24 protein-coding genes and 1 pseudogene are annotated in these 18632 nt (G+C 71.5%); 19 read left to right on the forward strand and 6 right to left on the reverse strand.

Annotated elements, in window-relative coordinates:
- Positions 1 to 137 precede the first annotated feature (137 nt).
- Positions 138 to 1055, forward strand: a complete 918-nt coding sequence (locus J4709_RS46620) for an HNH endonuclease (protein ID WP_208251929.1) — start codon at positions 138 to 140, stop codon at positions 1053 to 1055.
- Positions 1056 to 1070: 15 nt separating this feature from the next.
- On the opposite strand, the gene J4709_RS46625 is transcribed toward J4709_RS46620, so the two are convergent.
- Positions 1071 to 1805, reverse strand: a complete 735-nt coding sequence (locus tag J4709_RS46625) for an ATP-binding protein (protein WP_208251930.1) — start codon at positions 1803 to 1805, stop codon at positions 1071 to 1073.
- Positions 1806 to 1952: 147 nt separating this feature from the next.
- On the opposite strand from J4709_RS46625, the gene J4709_RS46630 reads away from it, so the two are divergent.
- The 12 genes and pseudogenes from J4709_RS46630 to J4709_RS46680 all read left to right on the forward strand — a co-directional run bounded on the left by J4709_RS46630 (position 1953) and on the right by J4709_RS46680 (position 7483).
- Entirely contained in the window at positions 1953 to 2768 is an 816-nt protein-coding gene (locus tag J4709_RS46630) for a helix-turn-helix domain-containing protein (RefSeq protein WP_208251931.1), read from the forward strand.
- Complete coding sequence (locus J4709_RS46635; protein ID WP_208251932.1) at positions 2765 to 2944, forward strand: DUF397 domain-containing protein; 180 nt, start codon at positions 2765 to 2767, stop codon at positions 2942 to 2944. The genes J4709_RS46630 and J4709_RS46635 overlap by 4 nt, the downstream gene beginning before the upstream one ends.
- Before the next feature lie 49 nt (positions 2945 to 2993).
- On the forward strand, positions 2994 to 3179 hold the full coding sequence (locus J4709_RS46640) for a DUF397 domain-containing protein (protein WP_208251933.1): 186 nt from the start codon (positions 2994 to 2996) through the stop codon (positions 3177 to 3179).
- Between the two features lie 2 nt (positions 3180 to 3181).
- Positions 3182 to 3358 (forward strand): DUF397 domain-containing protein, encoded by a 177-nt coding sequence (locus tag J4709_RS46645; protein ID WP_307802105.1) that lies wholly within the window; start codon positions 3182 to 3184, stop codon positions 3356 to 3358.
- A gap of 48 nt (positions 3359 to 3406) precedes the next feature.
- Positions 3407 to 3457: pseudogene (locus tag J4709_RS56005) on the forward strand (hypothetical protein); the annotation flags it as partial.
- Between the two features lie 7 nt (positions 3458 to 3464).
- On the forward strand, positions 3465 to 3593 hold the full coding sequence (locus J4709_RS46650) for a DUF397 domain-containing protein (protein WP_307802102.1): 129 nt from the start codon (positions 3465 to 3467) through the stop codon (positions 3591 to 3593).
- Positions 3594 to 3671: 78 nt separating this feature from the next.
- Complete coding sequence (locus J4709_RS46655; RefSeq protein ID WP_208251935.1) at positions 3672 to 4139, forward strand: NUDIX domain-containing protein; 468 nt, start codon at positions 3672 to 3674, stop codon at positions 4137 to 4139.
- Between the two features lie 107 nt (positions 4140 to 4246).
- Complete coding sequence (locus J4709_RS46660; protein WP_208251936.1) at positions 4247 to 4555, forward strand: hypothetical protein; 309 nt, start codon at positions 4247 to 4249, stop codon at positions 4553 to 4555.
- 59 nt (positions 4556 to 4614) lie between these two features.
- Positions 4615 to 5214: a hypothetical protein gene (locus J4709_RS46665; protein WP_208251937.1), complete on the forward strand. Its 600-nt coding sequence runs from the start codon at positions 4615 to 4617 to the stop codon at positions 5212 to 5214.
- Positions 5215 to 5225: 11 nt separating this feature from the next.
- Positions 5226 to 5867, forward strand: a complete 642-nt coding sequence (locus tag J4709_RS46670; RefSeq protein ID WP_307802103.1) for a hypothetical protein — start codon at positions 5226 to 5228, stop codon at positions 5865 to 5867.
- A 6-nt stretch (positions 5868 to 5873) separates the two neighbouring features.
- The gene (locus J4709_RS46675) at positions 5874 to 6938 is read left to right on the forward strand and encodes an XRE family transcriptional regulator (RefSeq protein WP_208251938.1); all 1065 of its coding nucleotides are present in this window, start codon (positions 5874 to 5876) and stop codon (positions 6936 to 6938) included.
- A 134-nt stretch (positions 6939 to 7072) separates the two neighbouring features.
- Positions 7073 to 7483 (forward strand): STAS domain-containing protein, encoded by a 411-nt coding sequence (locus tag J4709_RS46680; protein ID WP_208251939.1) that lies wholly within the window; start codon positions 7073 to 7075, stop codon positions 7481 to 7483.
- Positions 7484 to 7779: 296 nt separating this feature from the next.
- Here J4709_RS46680 and J4709_RS46685 read toward each other — a convergent pair whose 3' ends face one another.
- Positions 7780 to 8007, reverse strand: a complete 228-nt coding sequence (locus J4709_RS46685) for a hypothetical protein (protein ID WP_173098136.1) — start codon at positions 8005 to 8007, stop codon at positions 7780 to 7782.
- Positions 8008 to 8262: 255 nt separating this feature from the next.
- Between J4709_RS46685 and J4709_RS46690 the strand changes: the two genes are divergently transcribed.
- Positions 8263 to 8466, forward strand: a complete 204-nt coding sequence (locus J4709_RS46690) for a cold-shock protein (RefSeq protein ID WP_067460243.1) — start codon at positions 8263 to 8265, stop codon at positions 8464 to 8466.
- A 268-nt stretch (positions 8467 to 8734) separates the two neighbouring features.
- Positions 8735 to 10414 carry a DEAD/DEAH box helicase gene (locus J4709_RS46695; RefSeq protein WP_208251940.1) on the forward strand — a complete coding sequence of 560 codons (1680 nt, stop codon included), beginning with the start codon at positions 8735 to 8737 and terminating at the stop codon, positions 10412 to 10414.
- 36 nt (positions 10415 to 10450) lie between these two features.
- Here the strand turns inward: J4709_RS46695 and J4709_RS46700 are convergent, their stop codons facing one another.
- Complete coding sequence (locus tag J4709_RS46700) at positions 10451 to 11614, reverse strand: MFS transporter (protein WP_208251941.1); 1164 nt, start codon at positions 11612 to 11614, stop codon at positions 10451 to 10453.
- Positions 11615 to 11749: 135 nt separating this feature from the next.
- On the opposite strand from J4709_RS46700, the gene J4709_RS46705 reads away from it, so the two are divergent.
- The 4 genes from J4709_RS46705 (at position 11750) to J4709_RS46720 (ending at position 14739) form a co-directional block, all read left to right on the forward strand.
- Entirely contained in the window at positions 11750 to 12634 is an 885-nt protein-coding gene (locus tag J4709_RS46705) for a DUF3558 family protein (protein WP_208251942.1), read from the forward strand.
- A 37-nt stretch (positions 12635 to 12671) separates the two neighbouring features.
- Positions 12672 to 13289 (forward strand): alpha-ketoglutarate-dependent dioxygenase AlkB, encoded by a 618-nt coding sequence (locus J4709_RS46710; protein ID WP_208251943.1) that lies wholly within the window; start codon positions 12672 to 12674, stop codon positions 13287 to 13289.
- 81 nt (positions 13290 to 13370) lie between these two features.
- Positions 13371 to 14036, forward strand: coding sequence for an SDR family NAD(P)-dependent oxidoreductase (locus J4709_RS46715; protein ID WP_208251944.1), 666 nt, complete (start codon positions 13371 to 13373; stop codon positions 14034 to 14036).
- Between the two features lie 10 nt (positions 14037 to 14046).
- The gene (locus J4709_RS46720) at positions 14047 to 14739 is read left to right on the forward strand and encodes a maleylpyruvate isomerase family mycothiol-dependent enzyme (protein WP_208251945.1); all 693 of its coding nucleotides are present in this window, start codon (positions 14047 to 14049) and stop codon (positions 14737 to 14739) included.
- Here J4709_RS46720 and J4709_RS46725 read toward each other — a convergent pair.
- The 3 genes from J4709_RS46725 to J4709_RS46735 form a co-directional block, all read right to left on the reverse strand.
- Entirely contained in the window at positions 14733 to 16253 is a 1521-nt protein-coding gene (locus J4709_RS46725; protein WP_208251946.1) for an alpha/beta hydrolase, read from the reverse strand. The genes J4709_RS46720 and J4709_RS46725 overlap by 7 nt on opposite strands.
- Positions 16254 to 16535: 282 nt before the next feature.
- Complete coding sequence (locus J4709_RS46730) at positions 16536 to 16748, reverse strand: DUF397 domain-containing protein (protein ID WP_208251947.1); 213 nt, start codon at positions 16746 to 16748, stop codon at positions 16536 to 16538.
- 266 nt (positions 16749 to 17014) lie between these two features.
- Complete coding sequence (locus tag J4709_RS46735; protein WP_208251948.1) at positions 17015 to 17887, reverse strand: helix-turn-helix domain-containing protein; 873 nt, start codon at positions 17885 to 17887, stop codon at positions 17015 to 17017.
- Positions 17888 to 18632: the final 745 nt, after the last annotated feature.

Genomic DNA, 18632 nt, shown 5'->3' on the forward strand with positions numbered 1-18632 from the left:
CCGACGCCCACCGCGCGGCTCGCACCGCGCCCGTCCCCGCCACAAGCCCCGCTCGTCAACCAACGCAGCGCCGGCGGCCATCAGACAGCCGCGCCAGAGTATGGCGCAATCGGCGGTGAAGTAGTAGAAACTTCACCATGACTGCGCCGGGTTCGGATGACTTCGACGGCAGCCTCCGCACCGCTGCGATGGCATGGCTGGACCGGAAGTCCACGCCCGACAGTCTCGTGGTGACGCGCCAGGACCTCCTCGATTTCACGTTCGAGGGGCAGCGCTTTCCGCTCATCGACAACCAACTAGGCATCCGCAAGCCTCAGGGATTCCGTGCAGCACTGTCGATCCTGACGACGTACACGTCGGACAGACAGCGGCCCCCTTACGAAGATGCAGTCGGACCTGACGGCTTCCTCAGGTACAAGTACCAGGGAGACGACCCGCAGCACTACACCAATCGCGGGCTACGGGAGGCGCACCGGCTCGGAGTCCCGCTCATCTGGTTCTTCGGCATCCGGCAGGGCCTTTTTCTGCCCTTCTACCCGGTCTGGATCGTCGCGGACGAGCCCCGGAACCTGCAGGTGGCCATCGCCCTCGACGAGGCGCAGTTGAACCTCGCCGACCACACGTCCCTGAGCCCTCTGGAGCGGCGGTACTCGGAGCGCATCACCAAGCAGCGCTTGCACCAGCCGGTGTTCCGGCAGCGGGTCATCCAAGCCTACGAAACCAGTTGCGCCATTTGCCGCCTCCGCCACGCATCGCTGCTCGATGCCGCGCACATCATTCCCGACCGGGACGACCGAGGAGTCCCGGCCATCTCCAACGGGCTCTCGCTCTGCAAGATCCACCATGCGGCATACGATGCGAACATCTTGGGAATCCGACCGGACCTGACCATCCAGGTCCGCACCGATATCTTGCACGAAGTCGACGGCCCGATGCTCAAGCACGGCCTTCAGGAGATGAACGGGGTCGCGCTCACCATGCCCCGAAGGCGACTCGACCGCCCCGACCCGGATGCCATCGAGCGGCGTTACGAGATCTTCCGCAAGGCCGGCTGACCATACGATCCTCCGCTAGTTCTCACACGAACTGACGAGGTGCTCGGCGATGTCGTGGAGGTCTGCCATAGGGCGGCGAATGCGCGAACCGTCGGACGTCGTGCAGGTGAGGTGAGCCGGTTCCACCCAGACGTTGATCTCCGTGCATGACGTCGGGACGGTGACCAGAGAGACGCCTCGGCCCTGGCGATGTTGGACGTTGCGGATGCCTTGCGCAGCGAGCGTCGCCGCGAGGTGCTGGGCGGCCAGAACGGGCGGAGCCGTCAGGTTCGGGTTCGGCCAGGGAGCGTTGAGGGGGAAGGCACACCAGACGGCCTTTCCAGGGTGACCGGCGCCGAGGCGCGAGCGGGAGCGGTGCGCTCCCCAGGCGGCGGCGAGGATGCCGACGATGCCGAGGCCCTTCCCATGTTCGTCGAGGAGCTCGCGCGGAGTCGTGTCGGGGAACGAGTCACGGCAGGCGTCGAACACCGAGACCACCAGTTGCGGCGAGGGTGTGACGCGAGCCCAGAGCCAGAGTTCCGGCGGCACGGACAGGCGGAGCGGATCGGGACGGAGTCCGTGGTTCAGGGCGTTGGTGACCAGTTCGCTTGCCGCGAGAGTGATGTCGTCGATCGCCTCGCGCTCGAGTCGGAGGTCCGTCAGAGCGATGGCGAGGAGCGAGCGGCTGACGGACGCACACGTCGCGTCCACCGGCAGGCGCCAGGCGCACATTCCACCGAGTGCTATTTCCGCCGCATGACCGATGGACATTTGCCCGAGCTGCTCTATTTGTGTCACTTTGACACCACCCTTGCAAGTCAGAGATTTCTTGCTTCCGCTCACAGGGTGCGCGCGCCGGATTACCTTTGTCAGAGTTGCTCGCAACTCCCGCAACTCCTTGAAAATGGGAGGACGAAGGTGAGTCATCGGCCGACCCCCGACCCGAAGTCTTCGATGTGGGGACTCATCGCCTACTACCTGCGCTTCTGCCGCCTCCAGCGCAAGCTCACAGGTGATCTCCTAGGTGAGATCCTCGGCTGTTCCAAGTCGACAGTTTCTCGACTGGAGACTGGCGCACTTCAACTCGAGGCGGACCAAGCTCGCCGCCTCGACCAGCACTGGGACACGGGTGGGATCTTCTCGTTCCTCGTCTGGTACGCCACGCTCGGCCACGACCCAGACTGGTTCAGGCAATACATCGACCTCGAGGTGAAGGCCTCTGTCATCAAGACCTGGCAGGTCGACCTCGTCCCGGGCCTGCTGCAGACTCCCGACTACGCGCGGGCCTGCCTTACAGCGGGGAACCTGAAGGACGTCGAGGGTGCGCTCGAGCAACGTCTTTCCCGCCAGGCACTCCTTGACCGGGACGATCCGCCGATGCTGTGGTTCCTGCTGTCGCAGACCTTGCTGGAACTACCGTGCGGTGGCGCGAAGACCATGAGGGCGCAACTCGCCCACATCATTGATCTTTCGCACCGTCCCAACATCGGCGTCCGCGTGGTCCCCAAGTCCATCGGCGCCCATCCCGGTTTGGACGGCTCCTTCATGCTGATGACACTCACCGGGCCGCCCATGGATGTCGCTTACATCGAAGCGCCGGGAGGAGGCCGGCTCGCCTCGGGCACCGCTGAAACTGCGGCATATGCACTACGTTATGACCAGATCGGACAGCACGCTCTTCCCGAAGGGCTGTCGCGAAACCTGATCGAGCAGGTCATGGAGGCAATGCAATGACGCCTGACTGGCGCAAGAGCAGCAGGAGCACGACGCAGGGTGGCGAGTGTGTCGAGGTCGCTGCGTTCCCCGGCACCATCGGGATGCGCGACAGCAAGGACCCCGAGGGTGGACACCTAGCGCTTGCTCCCGAACGGTTCGCGGCGCTCATCCGGCGTCTCAAGAACCTCACCTGATGAGAGTTGCGTGAGAGCAACTGATCGAGCAACTCATGGAGAGCTTCACATGACTGCCCCCACCTGGCGAAAGAGCAGTCGGTCGACTCAAGGGACCTCGGGAGAGTGCGTCGAGGTTGCTCTCCTTGACGATTCCATCGGTGTGCGGGACAGCAAGCTGCCGACCGGCACCCCTCTCAAACTCACACCCGCTCAGTTCGCCGCCGTGTTGCAGCACCTCAAGGACGTCAGATGACAATGGCCGTGTGGCGGAAGAGCAGCAGGAGCACTAACCAGGGTGGGGAGTGTGTCGAGGTCGCTGCGCTTTCCCACGTCATCGGGGTGCGGGACAGCAAGGACCCTGCGGGTGGGCACCTCGCGCTCGGCCCCGAGCGGTTTGCGGCGCTCGTCCGGCGTCTGAAGAACCTCGCCTGACGAGGATTGCGTCACAGCAACTGATCGAGCACCCGCGGAGGGCCTCGCATGACTCGACCCACCTGGCGCAAGAGCAGCCACTCGACAGAGGGCACGACCGCCCAGTGTGTCGAGGTCGCAGCGCTGGCCGACGTCATCCGGGGTACGGGACAGCGAGGACCCTGGGGGTGGGCACCTTGCGCTCGCTCCTGAGCGGTTTGCGGCGCTCGTCCGGCGCATCAAGCAGCTTCCCTGAGGCCGCGCAGCAACGAAGGCGCGTTGCCCTGGTCGGCGCAGGGACGTGATCTAGTTCGGCGTCCTACGCTCGGCAGGTGTGACCGATGATCCTGCAGCGGCCTTCACTCGCGCGCGTGCGGCGGCGGGGGTTCTGTTCTTTGATGCGCGCGGCCAGATCATGCTCGTCGATCCGTCGTACAAGGACTACCGCGAGGTCCCTGGCGGCTACGTCGAGCACGGCGAGACCCCCTATCAGGCCACTGTCCGCGAGGTCGACGAGGAACTCGGCATCCGGCCGGAGATCGGTCGGCTGCTGGTCGCCGACTGGGCGCCTGCCGCGGGCGAGGGCGACAAGATCCTTTTCCTCTTCGACGGAGGCGTGCTGGCTCCTGACCAGCTCGACGCCATCCGTCTCGACGTGGTCGAACTGGTCGGCTACCAGTTCTACGACATCGCGCAGATCCACGATCTGACCATCGGCCGGCTGGCCCGCCGTCTCGTCCACGGGCATGCCGCTCATCTCGACGGTACGACTCGCTACCTCGAGAACGGCGAGCGGATCTGAGCCAGGATTGGGGGTTTTGGGGGCGGGGTGGGGCCTTGCGGATCAGCATGGGGTGTGTTGGTTCGTGGGCGGTTGTCCGCCCTACCGGAGCGGGATGGTGATGTGGTGTGAGTGAGGGCGAGGAGCAGGGCGCGGGCGTGCCGGAGGCGCCGGTTAGTGAGGGGTCCTGGTTGGGGCGGGGCGTGGCGTTGTTCACGCCGGTTTTCGCTGTTGCGGCCGGGTGGCTGGCGGGGGTCGTCGCGCAGTGGGTGCCGGGCGCGCATCTGGACCAGACGCAGGTGACCTCTTTCATGGTGGCGGCGACCACGGCGGGGCTCGGGGCCGGTTGGAAGTGGTTGCAGGGGTGGCAGCAGCATGAGCGGCTCGTCGCCGAGGGGAAGGCGACGCCGGTCAAGAGGAGGGACGCGGGCAAATAGTCCTCGGCGGCGGCGGACCGGCTTCCTATGCTGGGTGCAGGTCGTCGGCCGGGAGGACGGTGGTCGGGGTGGTGTCGGTCGAGGAGTTGCGGGGGTTGCCGGCCGCGGAGCGGGCGGAGCTGCTGCGGGCCCTGATCGCTCTGGAGGACGAGGACCCGCTGGACCTGCCGCGGTATAGGCGTCGGCGGGGAGTGGTGCTCGTCTTCCTGGTGGCGTGCTGCGGGTGGCTGATTCCGTGGACGGTCGTCCTCGGGTACACGCTGCCGGACCACTACACGTCCAGGCAGTGGGGCGTGGCGTGGATCGGGTTCGACGTCGCGTTGACGGTGGCGTTCGCGTTCACGGCGTTCACGGTGTGGCGGCGGCTGCAGATGGCGATCCTGGGGCAGCTCGTCACGGGGACGTTGCTGCTGTGCGACGCGTGGTTCGACGTGATGCTGTCGTGGGGTTCCGGCGAGTTCGTGGTGAGCGTGGTGACGGCGCTGCTGGGCGAGGTGCCGCTGGCGGTGCTGTTCTTCGTCGGGGCGCGGACGCTGATCTGGACGACCGTCCGGGCGCTGTGGGTGCGGGAGGGCAGGTCGGGGCCGGTGCCGCGGCTGCGGGAGGTGCGGTTGTTCGCCGTCGAGGAGCGGCCCGGTTCTGTCGGTGGCGGCGGTTAGGGTCCGGGGGTGTGAGCGAGGAGACGGTCGTTTGGGGGGAACTGCGGGCCGGTGGGTTCCTGCACGGGGTGCGGGACGCGCACCGGGAGGCGACACTGGCCGTGTTCGGGGGGCTGAGCCGGGCGGCGGGGTTCACGGAGCGGTCGTACGGGGTGACGGCGTTCGACGTGTTCGCGACGTGGATCGACCGCGTCTTCGAGGATGACCAAAGGGTCGTCCGGGACGATCTGAACGGGTCGCCCGGGTGGCGGTACGGGAAGTACCGGGTGCTGTTGAAGCGGCACGAGTTCGGCGCCGTCCGCAAGATCAGGTGGGACCGGGACAGTCCCACCAAGCAGGCGGTGGCGCGGCAGGAGTACGCGGAGGACCGGCAGCTCGCGCTGGATCTGGGGATCGGCGGCGACACGCCCGGGGACGTGACGCTGGTGCTCGCGCACAGTGCGAGCGACGAGCCGCTGGAGATGGAGCTCTTCCTGGGACGTCCCCGGTGGAACGCCGACGGCGGGACGGCGTGGCACTGGGTCCGGGAGCTGGACGACGCGCTGGGGGGTGATCCACGCCGTAAGCTCGTCGAACGGACGATGCCGCTCTGGGACGACGAGGCCGACGTTCCCCTGCGGCTGCGCGGAGAGACGAGCACAGGAACGGCGTAGGGGACGATGAGCGGACGGGTCGCCGGAGCGCGGCTGCAGTTCGACTGCGAGCGGCTGACGCTGGCCCGGCGGCTCAGGGGGCTGCGCAAGAACCAGCTCGCGCAGGCCGTGGGAAGCACGCCGCGCGCGATCGGGCAGTACGAGGCCGGGGTGCAGCGGCCCGAGGACGCGGTGGTGTCGCGGCTGGCGATCGCGTTGGGCGTGCCGGTGGAGTTCTTCCGGGGCGGGCGCGGTGGCGTGTCGCTGGACGGGGCTCACTTCCGGTCGCTGAGGTCGACGAGCCAGGTCGAGCGCGACCAGGCCCTCGCGTACGGGCGGATCGCGGCGGACGTGGTGGCGGCGCTGGAGGAGCTCGTCGATCTGCCGGTGGTCGATCTGCCCGAGTACGTGGTGGCTCCGGACGAGATCGCGGGCAGCGGGCCGGTGGAGGCCGCACGGGTCGCGCGGAAGGCGCTGGTCGGCGGGCCGGGGCCGGTGCCGCACGTGGTGCGGACGCTCGAGGCGCGGGGCGTGGTGGTGCTCGTGCTGCCGGACGCGGCGGACCGGGTGGACGCGTTCAGCGTCGGCCTGCATCCGCGTCCGATGGTGTTCTTCAATCCGGCCAAGGCCGACCACTGGCGGAACCGGTTCGACGGCGCCCATGAGCTGGGGCATCTGGTGATGCACGCCGACGCGGAACCGGGCGGGAAGATCGTCGAGGACCAGGCGCACCGGTTCGCGGCGGAGTTCCTGATGCCCGCCGACGAGATCGCGGGCGAGCTCCCCCGGTCCGCCGACTGGGACCGGCTCGGCGAGCTGAAGGCGCAGTGGGGCGTCAGCATGGCGGCGCTGCTGTACCGCGCCCGCACGCTGCGGGTCATGGACGAGGGCGTCTACCGGAACGCGATGGGCACGCTCAGCTCGCGCGGGTGGCGGCGGCAGGAGCCGGGCCCGGCGCGCGCGCTGGAGCAGCCGACGATGCTGACGCGCGCGCTGGAACTGGTCGCGGCGGCGGGCCTGGACCGCGACGCCCTGGCCGAACGCGCCCGCGTCACCAGCGCCGACCTCGACCTCCTCGTCCCCCGCCGCTGACCGCACGCCCGCCCGGCGCCGCGAGGCGTAGGGTGGTGCGTGAACGAGAGGTTTTCGATGCGGGCGTCCATGCCCGCGTCCCCCTGGTTCCCCGATACCCGGTCTCCCGGCGAGGCCAGACAGGTACGGCGCCCATGACGCCGCAACATCGCCCCTCCCGCGCAGTGGCGGACGCCCGCGCCGCCTCGTCCGAGGCCGGGCTGACCCGCGAGCAGTACGCGGATCACACGTTCATCGCCCTCAGCGGCGAACTCGACATCGCGTCCGCGCCGTCGCTGCGGGAGCGGTTGCGCGTCGCGCTGATCGACGCCGGCCCGCACGTCGTCATCGACCTGTCCGGCGTCACGTTCTGCGACGTGTCCGGGCTGGCGCTGCTCATCGGCGCACGCCGCCGGACGGGGCCGGGCGGCACCCTGGTCCTCGCCGGGGCGCGCCCGCAGCTGGTCAGGTTGCTGCACGTCACCGGGCTCGACCGGGCGTTCGCCGTCCGCCGCGCCGGCATCGCGGCGCCGGCGGCGGACCGGTCCCGGTCGACGGCGGCCTGAGCCCGGCGGGCGGCACTGCCCGCCGGATGACGCCGCCCGCGCGGCCCGGCTCCGCGGAGGACGCCGCGCCGTCCGGGCAGGCGCCGACGACGTCCGTGCGCCCTCGCGCGTGCGGACGTGAAGGAGCGGCGCCGCGACCGAAAGGGCGGGCGCGCCTTGCTCAGGGCGTGGTTCCACGGCCGGTCGCCGTCCTGGTGATCTCAGGACCGCGGTGCGATGACCGCTGGCTTCGCGATATCGGCGCCGGGCGTGATCGGGTTTCGTGCGGGGTTGTCGGTCGGGGTGAAGGACGGGTCTCAGAGCTTGAAAAGCTTGGCGTACGGGGCGAGGATCCGGACCTTGCGGGTCCCGAAGTCGACCAGGACGGCGCGTCCGGGCTCGACCTCGAGGACGCGTCCGAGGCCGTACTTGTCGTGGGTGACCTGGTCTTCCGGCGCGAACTCCTTGGCGGGCGGGGCCGCGGGCGGAGGCGCGAACGGGCTGGTCGGCAGGTGTCGCCGCTTGGCGGGCTGGAAGGGTTTCATTTCTGCCAGTATGCGCCCGCGAGGAGGCTGGCGGGGACCCTCCCGGGCAGTTGAAGGGAAAATTCAGGGCGCCGGCACCGTCTGGCCTACCATGTGGTAGCCTTATGAGAGTTGCGGTTCCCATAGACATGTATGTGCGCCTGACGGTCCGTCCTCAGGCGCATTTTTTGTTGTTCTGGATCTTCCGGATGGGCCATCGCGGCGCCGTCCCGCGCAAGGTGTGCGGGACGGGACCGACCCAGAAGGAGAACGACCATGGCCACCGGCACCGTCAAGTGGTTCAACGCGGAAAAGGGCTTCGGCTTCATCGAGCAGGACGGCGGCGGCGCCGACGTCTTCGCCCACTACTCCAACATCGCCGCCCAGGGCTTCCGTGAGCTCCAGGAGGGCCAGAAGGTGTCGTTCGACGTCACGCAGGGCCAGAAGGGCCTGCAGGCGGAGAACATCGTCCCCGCCTGACCCGCGCCTGGAGCGTGAGCTCCAGCTGAGCGGAAGGCGCCGGCCGGCGTCACCCGCGGGGTCGCCCCGCAGTGACACCGGCCGGGGACCTGCGCGCCGGGCGCGCCCCTCGAGGCGAGCCCGGCGCTGCATCATGTTTCCAGGGGGTTCCGTCCCCCGTTTCACTGGTGCGCGGCACGACCGCGCCCGTCGGTTCGTTCTTGTTAGCTCTTCGCCGCGCAGGCGGAGCTCTTCCTCGGGACGCACCGCTTCCGAGGAAGGCCTCACCATGCCCAATGCCGACCGTCCCGCCGCCCGCGGCGGTTCGTCGCGATCACGCTCCGGCGCTCGCCGCCGCCCGTCCAACGCCGTGAAGGCGGCGCGGACACAGCGTCCGGACGCCGAGTTCGCGATGCCGGAGATGCGCACCCCGCCGCTGCCGCCCGTCGAGTCGTTCGGCGAGCTGGCCCTGCCGCCGCGCATGCTCGCCGAGCTCGCCGAGCAGGGCGTGACGGAGCCGTTCCCGATCCAGGCCGCGACGCTGCCGAACGCCCTCGCGGGACGGGACGTCCTCGGGCGCGGCCGCACCGGCTCCGGCAAGACCCTCGCGTTCGGCCTCGCGCTGCTCGCCCGCACCGCGGGCCGGCGGGCCGAGCCCCGCGCGCCCCTAGCGCTCGTCCTGGTCCCGACCCGTGAACTCGCCCAGCAGGTCACCGACGCCCTCGGCCCGTACGCGGACGCCGTCGGCCTGCGGACGGTCACCGTCGTCGGCGGCATGCCGATCTCCCGTCAGGCGAACGCGCTCCGGCGCGCCGCGGACGTCCTGATCGCGACGCCCGGACGCCTCGCCGACCTCATCGAGCGCGGCGACTGCCGGCTCGGCGACGTGCGGATCACCGTGCTGGACGAGGCCGACCAGATGACCGACATGGGGTTCCTCCCGCAGGTCACCCGGCTTCTCGAGCAGACGCCGCCCGGCGGGCAGCGGATGCTGTTCTCGGCGACCCTCGACCGCAACGTCGACAAGCTCGTCCGCGCGTTCCTCGACGACCCGGTCACCCGCTCGGTCGACCCGGCGGCCGGCGCGGTCACCGCGATGGAGCACCACGTCCTGCACGTCAGCGACACCGACAAGCAGGACACGACCGCTCATATCGCGGCACGCGAGGGCCGCGTGATCATGTTCGTCGGCAAGAAGCACGGCGCGGACCGGCTCGTCCGCAAGCTGGCCGCGCGCGGCATCCGCGCCGCCGCGCTGCACGGCGGCAAGACCCAGTCGCAGCGCAACCGCGCGCTGGAGGGCTTCCGCACCGAGGACGTCACCGTCCTGGTCGCCACCAACGTCGCCGCCCGCGGCATCCACATCGACGACCTCGACCTGGTCGTCAACGTCGACCCGCCCGCGGACCACAAGGACTACCTGCACCGCGGCGGGCGCACCGCCCGGGCCGGACGCGCCGGGACCGTGGTCACGCTCGTCCTGCCCGACCAGCGCCGCGAGATGGCCGACCTGATGGCCATGGCGGGCATCACCCCGCGCGTCACCGAGGTGCGCCCCGGCGACGGCGACCTGGCCCGCATCACCGGCGCCCGTCCCCCGTCGCGCCCCGCCCCCGCCGCGCAGAACCCTGCCCCGCAGCGCAACGCCGCGCCCCAGCGCAACGCCGGGCAGAGCCCGTCGCGGCGCAGCACCGCGCGCCAGAATGACGCCGCGCAGGACGGCCGCCGCGCCGAGGCCCCCGCGCCTCGCGACGCGCAGCGAACCACCACGGCGGACACCGCGCCCGGGCGCAACTCCCGTCGCGGCTCTGCCGCTCGCGAGCAGCGGAAGAACACGCAGGACGCCCCCGTGGCCCGCAAGTCCACGCCGGACGCCGCGGCCGGGCAGAAGGCCCGGCGAGGCGGCGGCGCGCAGGGCGGCACGTCGCAGCGCAAGCCGCGCCGCCGCGCGTCGTCCCTGAACACCTGACGTCTCGGCCCGGCGCGCTCTGCGCGGCGGGCGGGCTCAGGTCCGGTCGGCGGCGATCTCCGGTGAGAGGTCGTCGTCGCGTGCGGTCAAGGCCGGGCCGGTGGGCTCCGGGCGGTGTGGACGGCGCAGGGTCAGAGGGGTGAGCAGGAAGGCGGCGGCCGCGACGGGCATCGCGCCGCCGGCCAGGGCGGCGAGGCCGGGGACGGCGGGTTGCGCGACGCCCCAGGACGAGCCGAAGAACGCGAACCAGCGCGGCCGTTCGGGCTCCGGGGCGATCGACGCGATCAGGGCCTGCCAGCGGCCTTGGAGGACGCTGTCGGCGACCGCCCAGGCGATGTATGCGGCGACGGTGACGGGCACGGATCGTCCGATGGCCAGGACGACTGCCGCCCCGCCGAGGAGGCCGGTGCCGAGGGCGAGGACGCGTTCGTGGGGCAGCCGGTCCAGGGCGCGGCGGCCGAGGCGGCCGGTCAGTGGGGCGAGGACGGCGGCGCCGGTCAGTGCGAGACCGGGCAGCCAGGCGGGCGCGCCGCGCTGGAGCAGCACGAACGGCATGTACATGATGACGGCGAGGTAGCCGACGGCGAACGCGGTGCCGGCGAGCGTCAGCCGGACGAGCCGGCCGGACGGGCGCCAGGCCCCGTCGCGCACGGGCGGCCGGACGGGTTCGCGCGGCAGGAACGCCAGGGCGACGGCGGCCGCGGCGAGGCAGGTCGCCGCGTCCGCGACGGCGAGCCAGCGGGCACCGAGGGGCAGCAGGACGGCGGCGAGCAGCCCGCCGACCGCGCCGGCCGCGACCAGTGACGTGCCGAGCAGGCCGTAGACGTCGCCGTGCCGTCCGGCGGGGGCGGCGCGGGCGAGCGCCTCCTGGGTGGCGGGCTCGCAGATCTCGAAGGCGAGGCCGACCAGCGCGACCGCGCCGAGGGTCTGCGGCGGCCCGTGCGCGAGCGCGAGGACGAGCAGCGCGGCGCCGGTGGACGCGAGGCCGAGCACGACGGCGGTGCGGGGCGCCAGCCGGTCGAGGAGGACGCCGCCGAGCCACCGCGAGGCGAGCGCGGCGACGCCGAAGACCGCCAGCGCCGCGGACGCGAGCCCTGGCCCGGCGAGCACGGCGAGGAACGACATGACGTACGCGCCGAGCTGGTTGATCACGCGCACGCCGATGAGCGCCCTCACCGGGCGCGGCAGTCCCCCCGTCACGCACGCAGGCTATGCGGGGCGTCCGACATTCTCGTCCGCGAGCGGCTGTAAGCCGGGTGTAATCGCGTGTCCGTAGCGTCTGCGGACGTGAGACGTGGGTGTGCGATCAGGACCGTCGCCGCAGGCGGAGCGCTTGTGCTCGCGCTGGCGGGGTGCGGCGGAGGTGGGAAGGACAAGCCGGCGGGCAAGGCCCCTGTGAAGCCGGCGGCGAAGGCGTCGGCGCCGGCCGGGGGCTGGCCGCAGCCGGAGAACGGGCGGCTGACGGCGAAGATGTGCGGCCTGCTGACCGACGCCGACTACGCCAAGTACGGCCATCAGCGCATGCCGCAGGAGAACGCGGGCCCGGCGCAGGACGGCTCCAACACGGTCGGCTGCACCTACATGCTGGGCGACCAGCTGACGCTGAGCCTGCAGAAGAGCGCGCAGGGCGCGAAGATCACGTTCAAGCAGGGGCTGGACGACCACAAGGACCGGCTGAAGGGCAAGCCGTCGGTCCTGGCGCCGAACGTGGTGCAGGGCGCGGACGAGAGCTGGTTCGACTACTCGACGCTGGGCGGCGGCCCGTCGGAGTACGAGGTGGAGGCGCGGCGCGGCGCGCTGACCGTCGGGATCGTCCTGTCGGAGGTCCCGCAGCATCCGGACAAGGACCCGAAGGGGATGCTGGCGGCGCTCGCGGCGCTGGTGCTGCAGCGGATCCCGGACGTCGGGAAGGCCGACACGGGCATCGTCCACCAGGTCAAGTACGTGGTGTGGGGGTCGGGGCCGAAGGCCATGCAGATCGTCTACAGCGACCCGGTGAGCACGAAGTCGGTGACGTTGAAGAACGTGAAGCTGCCGTGGCACAAGGAGTTCCCGATGCCGGACGCCGGGAACCAGCCGACGGCGGCGCTTTCCATCAGCGGGGCCGGCGCGACGCCGATGGTCATGGTCGGCTGCGAGGTCTTCGTCGACGGGAAGTCCGTGCAGAAGAAGGTGCCGGACGGCGGCCTGGTCTTCTGCGACGCGGACTATCGCAACTGATCGAACATGTGTTTGACTCGCCGGGTACAGTGAGGCCATGTTCCAAGGCTCGCTGCTGGACCGCGCCGACGAGGCCGGCCCCCGCCCGCTGGGCGAGGCGCGGCGCACGCGGCTGGCCCACGGCGCATGGATCGACGTGCTGCCCGCCTGGATCCCGGGCGCGGACGCGCTGTTCGAGCGGCTCCACACGTCCGTCCCGTGGCGCGGTGAGAGCAGACGCATGTACGACCGGGTCGTGGACGTGCCGCGCCTGCTGTCCTTCTATAACGAGGGCGCCGAGCTGCCTGACCCCGTCCTGGACGAGGCCAAGGCCGCGCTCAACGCGCACTATGAGGAGGAGCTCGGCGAGCCGTTCCGGACGGCCGGGCTATGCCTCTACCGGGACGGCCGCGACAGCGTCGCCTGGCACGGCGACCGGATCGGACGCGGCGCGCGCGCGGACACGATGGTCGCGATCCTGTCCGTCGGCGCACCGCGCCCGCTGCTGCTGCGTCCGCGCGGTGGCGGACCCGCCATCAAGCGGGAGCTGGGCCACGGCGACCTGATCGTCATGGGCGGCAGCTGCCAGCGGACGTGGGACCACGCGATCCCGAAGAGCACCCGCGCGGTCGGCCCCCGGATCAGCATCCAGTTCCGCCCCCGCGGCGTCCGCTGACGGCAGGCCCATTCGGACCGCTGGACGCGCACCCCTCCCGCGCGTGATCATTTACGTATCCGTTCGGGGGAGGCGAAAGGCGTGACGATCTCGCTGGTCACCGGCGCGAACCGGGGCATCGGCCTGGAGGTGTGCCGGCAGCTCGCCGCACGCGGGCACGAGGTGCTGCTCGGGGCGCGCGATCCCGCCGCGGCCGAGCGCGCCGCGAAGGAGGCCGGCGCGACCCCGGTCGTGCTGGACGTGACGTCCGCCGCGGACGTCGAGCGCGTCGCCGCCGAGGTCGGCCGGCTGGACGTGCTGGTGAACAACGCCGCGATCACCTACGACACCTGGCAGCGACCCTCGACCGCGGACCTGGACGTCGTCCGGGACGCGGCGGAGACCAACCTGTACGGGCCGTGGCGGCTGACGCAGGCGCTGCTCCCGGCGCTGCGGCGCAGCGCGCACGGCCGCGTCGTCAACGTCTCCAGCGAGGCCGCGTCGCTGGCGGGGATGGGCTCCGGCACCCCCGCCTACACCGCGTCCAAGGTCGCCCTCAACGCGCTGACCAAGATGTTCGCCGCCGAACTGAGGCCCGACGGGATCCTGGTGAACGCGGTCTGCCCCGGCTGGGTCGCGACCGACATGGGCGGGCCCGGCGGGCGTCCCGTCGCCGACGGCGCGGCGAGCGTGGTGTGGGCCGCGACGCTGCCCGACGGCGGCCCGACCGGCGGCTTCTTCCGCGACGGCCGCCCCGTCCCCTGGTGAGAGGACCCCCATGACCCCCGTCGAACCGCTCGAGACGATCAGCGCGGCGACCCGCGACCTGCTCGCGTCCGCCGCCCGGCTGGACGAGGCGGACATGCGCGCGCCGTCGCTGCTGCCCGGCTGGACGCGCGGCCACGTGCTCACCCATGTCGCGCGCAACGCCGACGGCGGCACCCGGCTGCTGACCTGGGCACGCACCGGCGTCGAGGCGCGCGAGTACGCGAGCATGGAGGCCCGCGCCGCCGAGATCGAGGACGGCGCCGGACGCCCCGCCGCCGTCCTCGTCGCCGACGTCCGCGACAGCGCGGAGCGCTGGGCCGAGGCGTACGCGGCGATGCCGGACGACGCGTGGGAGCGCGTCGTCGAGTGGACGTCGGGCGCGCGGCATCCCGTCGCGCGGGCCACCGACGCCCGGCTCACCGAGGTGCTCACGCACCACGTCGACCTCGACGCCGGGTTCGGGCCCGCGGACTGGCCGGCGGACTACGTCGCCCGGAGGCTGCCGAACATCGTCGCGTCCTACGCCCGCCGCGACGGGGCGCCGCGCCTGCGCGTCCGCGCCACCGACACCGGCGCCGCCCACGGCGACGGCGAGACCCTGGTCACCGGGCCCGCGCCGGCACTGCTCGCGTGGCTGATGGGCCGGGCGGACGGCCGCGGCCTCACCGGCGCCGAGGGCGTCGAGCTGCCGTTCCTCTACTGAGGCACGGCCGGGCAGACCGTGCCGCGCGCGGGCACCTTCAGCGAGATCAGGTAGCCGTCGATCGCGTCCTGCATGCACGGGCCGCGGCCGTAGCTGCCGTGGCCGGATCCCGCGTAGGTGAGCAGCGTGGCCTTCGGCCCGATCTGGCGCGCGACGTTCCGCGCCCACGCGTACGGCGTGGCCGGGTCGTGGACCGCGTTCGCCAGCAGGATCGGCGCGGCGGTGCGGACCTTCAGCCGGTGCTGCGGGTTCGCGACGGGCTTCGGCCAGCCGAGGCAGGCGGTGACGGCCATGAGCGGACGGGCGCCGTGCATGTCCGGCGCTATGCGCTCGGTGCGCCGCGAGATCCGCGCGAACTCGTTGTAGTCGCGCACTGGAAGGTTCCAGTCGGAGCAGAACTGCGCGGTGAAGTTGTCGGTTCCGGTGCCCTCGGCGGGCGGCGCTGCAACGGGCGCAGCCTTGGCGGGCCGCACCGGCTTGCTCGCCTCCAGCGCGGACAGCAGCGACGCCAGCTTCGCCCAGTCGGGACCGTAGAACGTCTTGTACGTGACCACGAGCAGCTCGAACTCCGTCAGCGCCCGCCCCGGGGTCTGCGGATCGGCGAGCTCGCCGCGCGCGGCGCGTTCCCGCAGGTCGCGCAGGACGGCCCGGACGTCCCTGCCGTGCAGCGCGCAGCTCGCCGTCCGGTCGCACCATGCCGCGAACCGGTCGAAGGAGTCCTGCGCGGCCGCCATCTCCGACTCCAGGAACGGCTGCGCCGCCCGGATGCTGTGGTCGTCGACGCTCTCCAGCACCAGCGCGCGCACACGGCCCGGGTACGTCTCCGCGTACTCCTCGCCCAGGAGCGTCCCGTACGAGCTGCCGTGGAAGCTCAGCTTGGTCTCGCCTAGCGCGGCTCGTATGGCGTCCACGTCGCGGACGGTGCTCATCGTGTCGGCGTGGTCGTACAGCGGTCCGGTGCGCTTGCGGCAGTCGTCCCTGAGCTCGGCGTTGTAGGCGACGGTCGCGTCGAACTCCTTCCGGCTCTTGACGATGGGGTCGGGACGGGCGGCGAGGAGCGCGGCGGAGCACGTCACCGGGTTGCTGGCGCCGATCCCGCGCGGGTCGAAGCTGACGATGTCGAAGCGCTGCCGCAGCCGGTCGCTGAACCGGTCGATGCCGCCGTCGACCTTCGTGACCCGCTGGACGCCGGAGTCGCCCGGCCCGCCGGGGCCGAACACCAGCGTGCCGACGCGCGCCCCCGGGTCCAGGGCCTTGCGGCGCGCGATGGCCAGGCCGAACGTCGGACCGTCCGGGTGCGCCCAGTCGACGGGGAGCCGGAGGGTCGCGCACTGCGCCTGGCCGTCGTCGCCGCACGCCCTCCAGTCGACGGCGGGCGTGCGGGCCGCGCCGGGCGCCGCGTTCGCCGACGGCGCCGCGCTCGCCGACGGCGACGACAGCGGGACGGCCGCGCCGGCGAGCACGAGGCCCGCCGCCGCCGCGCTCCAGGCGATCCGCCTGTGCTTGCGCTGCATGGATGTCCTTCCGGGATGGACGTCGAGGGGGTCCGCCGAGCGGCGGAGAAGCGTCCGGAACGGCCGGGGCGCCCCCGGCGGCCCCGGACCGCAAGATCACGTTAGGCCGCGCTCCCGGCGCGCGGCAGGGTGACCAGGGACGGTTCAGGGTGCGCTCAGGGACGCCTCAGGGTCGGCCACCGGGTCCCGGTCCCGGTGTTGGCGGAATCCGCCGGTAAAGGGGTCCGCCGTTCGTGGCGGACGACAATTAACGCGAAACGCGGGGAGAATGGGTCGCGTGACTCAGCGGCCGTCCAGGCCGCCGTTCCGGATGGTACGCACGAGCGTGCGCCACTGTGCGGAATCGAGCGCGAGCATTCCGGCACCGGGGGCGCGGGAATCGCGGATCAGCACGGCCGGGCCGGACGCCGCGACCTCGACGCATTCGTTCGCGCCGGCGCTCCCACTGCCCTTGCGCCAGTTCAGCGCCTCCCCCCGCGAAGACCGATCGACCATCCAGCAACCCTCCATCCGGTGCCGGCGGTGCCGCCTCGTCGGCCGATCGGGCCGGGAGCACTCGCCGGCGAGAGCCAAGCAGGGCACGACGAACCACGACCTTGTGGAAATTTTCCCGATCACGAGTGTAAACGGTTCCAGTTATCCCGCCTACAAGGGAACACAAGATCACGCTGCGTGCCGTGGAGACCACTCGGTTAGGGGTAGGGCCGGAACGGCGTCACCTCCCGTCGCGGTCGATTCGCGCCACCGGAAAAGGGCGCCGGTCAGGCCATCAGGTCCTCGGCGGTCCGGCGGAGCAGCGCGATGGACTCCTCGGCGGAGAGCGCGTCGTCCAGCAGCAGCTCGAAGGTGTCGCGGTACTCGGTGATCCGGTCGTCCTCGCCGGTGATCAGGGCGCTGCTGCCCGACCGGCCCTCCAGGAACAGCACGTCGTCGAGGTCGCCGTCGAACTCCAGGAGGGTGAACGGCCCCTCCAGCCCGAGGTGCGCCCCCGCGCTGAACCCGATGATCCGGACGGTGAGCAGGTCGTCGGCCTCGGCCTGGTCGGCGATGTCGCGCAGCTGCGCGGGCATGATCCCGGGGTCGGTCTTGATGCCGACGTGGCGGCGGATGACCGCCTCGTCGATGATGTAGAGCTGCCGCGGCGGATGCTCGCGCTTGGCGAGCTCCTCCTTGCGCTGCATGCGCATCCTGACGCCGAGCGCGCGCGCCTGCTGCGACACCTTGCCGGTGGACAGGACCTCGGCGTACTCGCGGGTCTGCAGCAGGCCGGGGATCACCGAGCCGTGGAAGTGCCGGATGTAGGCGGCGCCGGTGGCGTACCCCACGTAGTTGAGGAAGTTCGGGTCGAAGTCGCCGCGGTAGGCGTTCCACCAGGCCGGCTCGCGCGCGCCGCGGGCCAGCGCCTGCAGCCGCTCCTGGCGCCCCTCCGAGGTCACGTCGTAGACGTTCAGGAGGGCCTGGAGGTCGGTGCGGGTGATGGCGTTCTTGCCGCCCTCGACCCGGATGAGCTTGGACGGCGACCACTCCAGCTCGCGGACCACCTGCTCCTGCGTCAGCCCCTTCTCCTTGCGGAGGCGGACGAGCTCGGTGCGCAGCAGCGCGCTCTGGACGATGGGCCCCTGATCACTGGTCATATGACGGCTCACTCTGCGTAGTTGTCGCCACCTCACCGCATGCTACCTGGCATTGCGCTAGATGTCAGGACGCATGTCAACACTCCGACACCTGCCCCGGCCGTCGATCGGCGCCGGCGAGATCCCTTCCCCGTGATGACCCGGAAACTCGGACGATCAGGAGGTTTCGGCGTGCTGTATGTCGGTAGACTATGTTGTAATGTGCTAGGTAGCAGAATAGCAGCAACCGTCCCGCAAGAGGGCGGCCTGCCACCTCAGAACAGACACGATCCTGACACAGGGTGAACACGCGGCGGGGGTACCGCGGTCCGTCCGGTGGACTGGAGCGAGAACGGAACGGCACGACCCGGCGGCGCGGGCAGCCGCCGCCGGGCGGGCGGTACGGGGAGGCGATCCGGAGAAGGCGCTTTTCGGCAATTCCAGAAGAAGAGAAAGAGTCGCCCCCGCCGTCGGACGATCACCGGTTGCGAGCCAAGACGATCGGCCGGAAGGCGGGAGGCGACTCCTCGGCACCGCCGGGCACCTCGCACCGGGTCTGCGGGCCCTCCTGCGCAGATGCGGGAACACCGTACTGACCTGGTGAAACGTGCTCTGCGGACGCCCCCAGTCTAACCGCGATCACGCGGCCTGGGCCAGAGCCGGACGCGACTTCGGCACGGCCCGTCCGCCGCCGGCGCCCCCCCGGCACGACGGACGCGATGGCACGGCGCGCCCCTGAGCGCGCTTCGAGGCATGGGGTTCTCCG

This window comes from Actinomadura violacea, from assembly GCF_017573465.1.
Classification (GTDB): Bacteria; Actinomycetota; Actinomycetes; order Streptosporangiales; family Streptosporangiaceae; genus Spirillospora; species Spirillospora violacea.

Coding starts and splice junctions, on each gene's coding strand:
- J4709_RS46735 (WP_208251948.1), bottom strand. CDS start 17,887: ATGACCAGTGATCAGGGGCCCATCGTCCAGAGCGCGCTGCTGCGCACC.
- J4709_RS46675 (WP_208251938.1), top strand. CDS start 5,874: ATGAGCGGACGGGTCGCCGGAGCGCGGCTGCAGTTCGACTGCGAGCGG.
- J4709_RS46685 (WP_173098136.1), bottom strand. CDS start 8,007: ATGAAACCCTTCCAGCCCGCCAAGCGGCGACACCTGCCGACCAGCCCG.
- J4709_RS46730 (WP_208251947.1), bottom strand. CDS start 16,748: ATGGTCGATCGGTCTTCGCGGGGGGAGGCGCTGAACTGGCGCAAGGGC.
- J4709_RS46635 (WP_208251932.1), top strand. CDS start 2,765: ATGACGCCTGACTGGCGCAAGAGCAGCAGGAGCACGACGCAGGGTGGC.
- J4709_RS46625 (WP_208251930.1), bottom strand. CDS start 1,805: ATGTCCATCGGTCATGCGGCGGAAATAGCACTCGGTGGAATGTGCGCC.
- J4709_RS46695 (WP_208251940.1), top strand. CDS start 8,735: ATGCCCAATGCCGACCGTCCCGCCGCCCGCGGCGGTTCGTCGCGATCA.
- J4709_RS46620 (WP_208251929.1), top strand. CDS start 138: ATGACTGCGCCGGGTTCGGATGACTTCGACGGCAGCCTCCGCACCGCT.
- J4709_RS46640 (WP_208251933.1), top strand. CDS start 2,994: ATGACTGCCCCCACCTGGCGAAAGAGCAGTCGGTCGACTCAAGGGACC.
- J4709_RS46710 (WP_208251943.1), top strand. CDS start 12,672: ATGTTCCAAGGCTCGCTGCTGGACCGCGCCGACGAGGCCGGCCCCCGC.
- J4709_RS46725 (WP_208251946.1), bottom strand. CDS start 16,253: ATGCAGCGCAAGCACAGGCGGATCGCCTGGAGCGCGGCGGCGGCGGGC.
- J4709_RS46720 (WP_208251945.1), top strand. CDS start 14,047: ATGACCCCCGTCGAACCGCTCGAGACGATCAGCGCGGCGACCCGCGAC.
- J4709_RS46645 (WP_307802105.1), top strand. CDS start 3,182: ATGGCCGTGTGGCGGAAGAGCAGCAGGAGCACTAACCAGGGTGGGGAG.
- J4709_RS46690 (WP_067460243.1), top strand. CDS start 8,263: ATGGCCACCGGCACCGTCAAGTGGTTCAACGCGGAAAAGGGCTTCGGC.
- J4709_RS46680 (WP_208251939.1), top strand. CDS start 7,073: ATGACGCCGCAACATCGCCCCTCCCGCGCAGTGGCGGACGCCCGCGCC.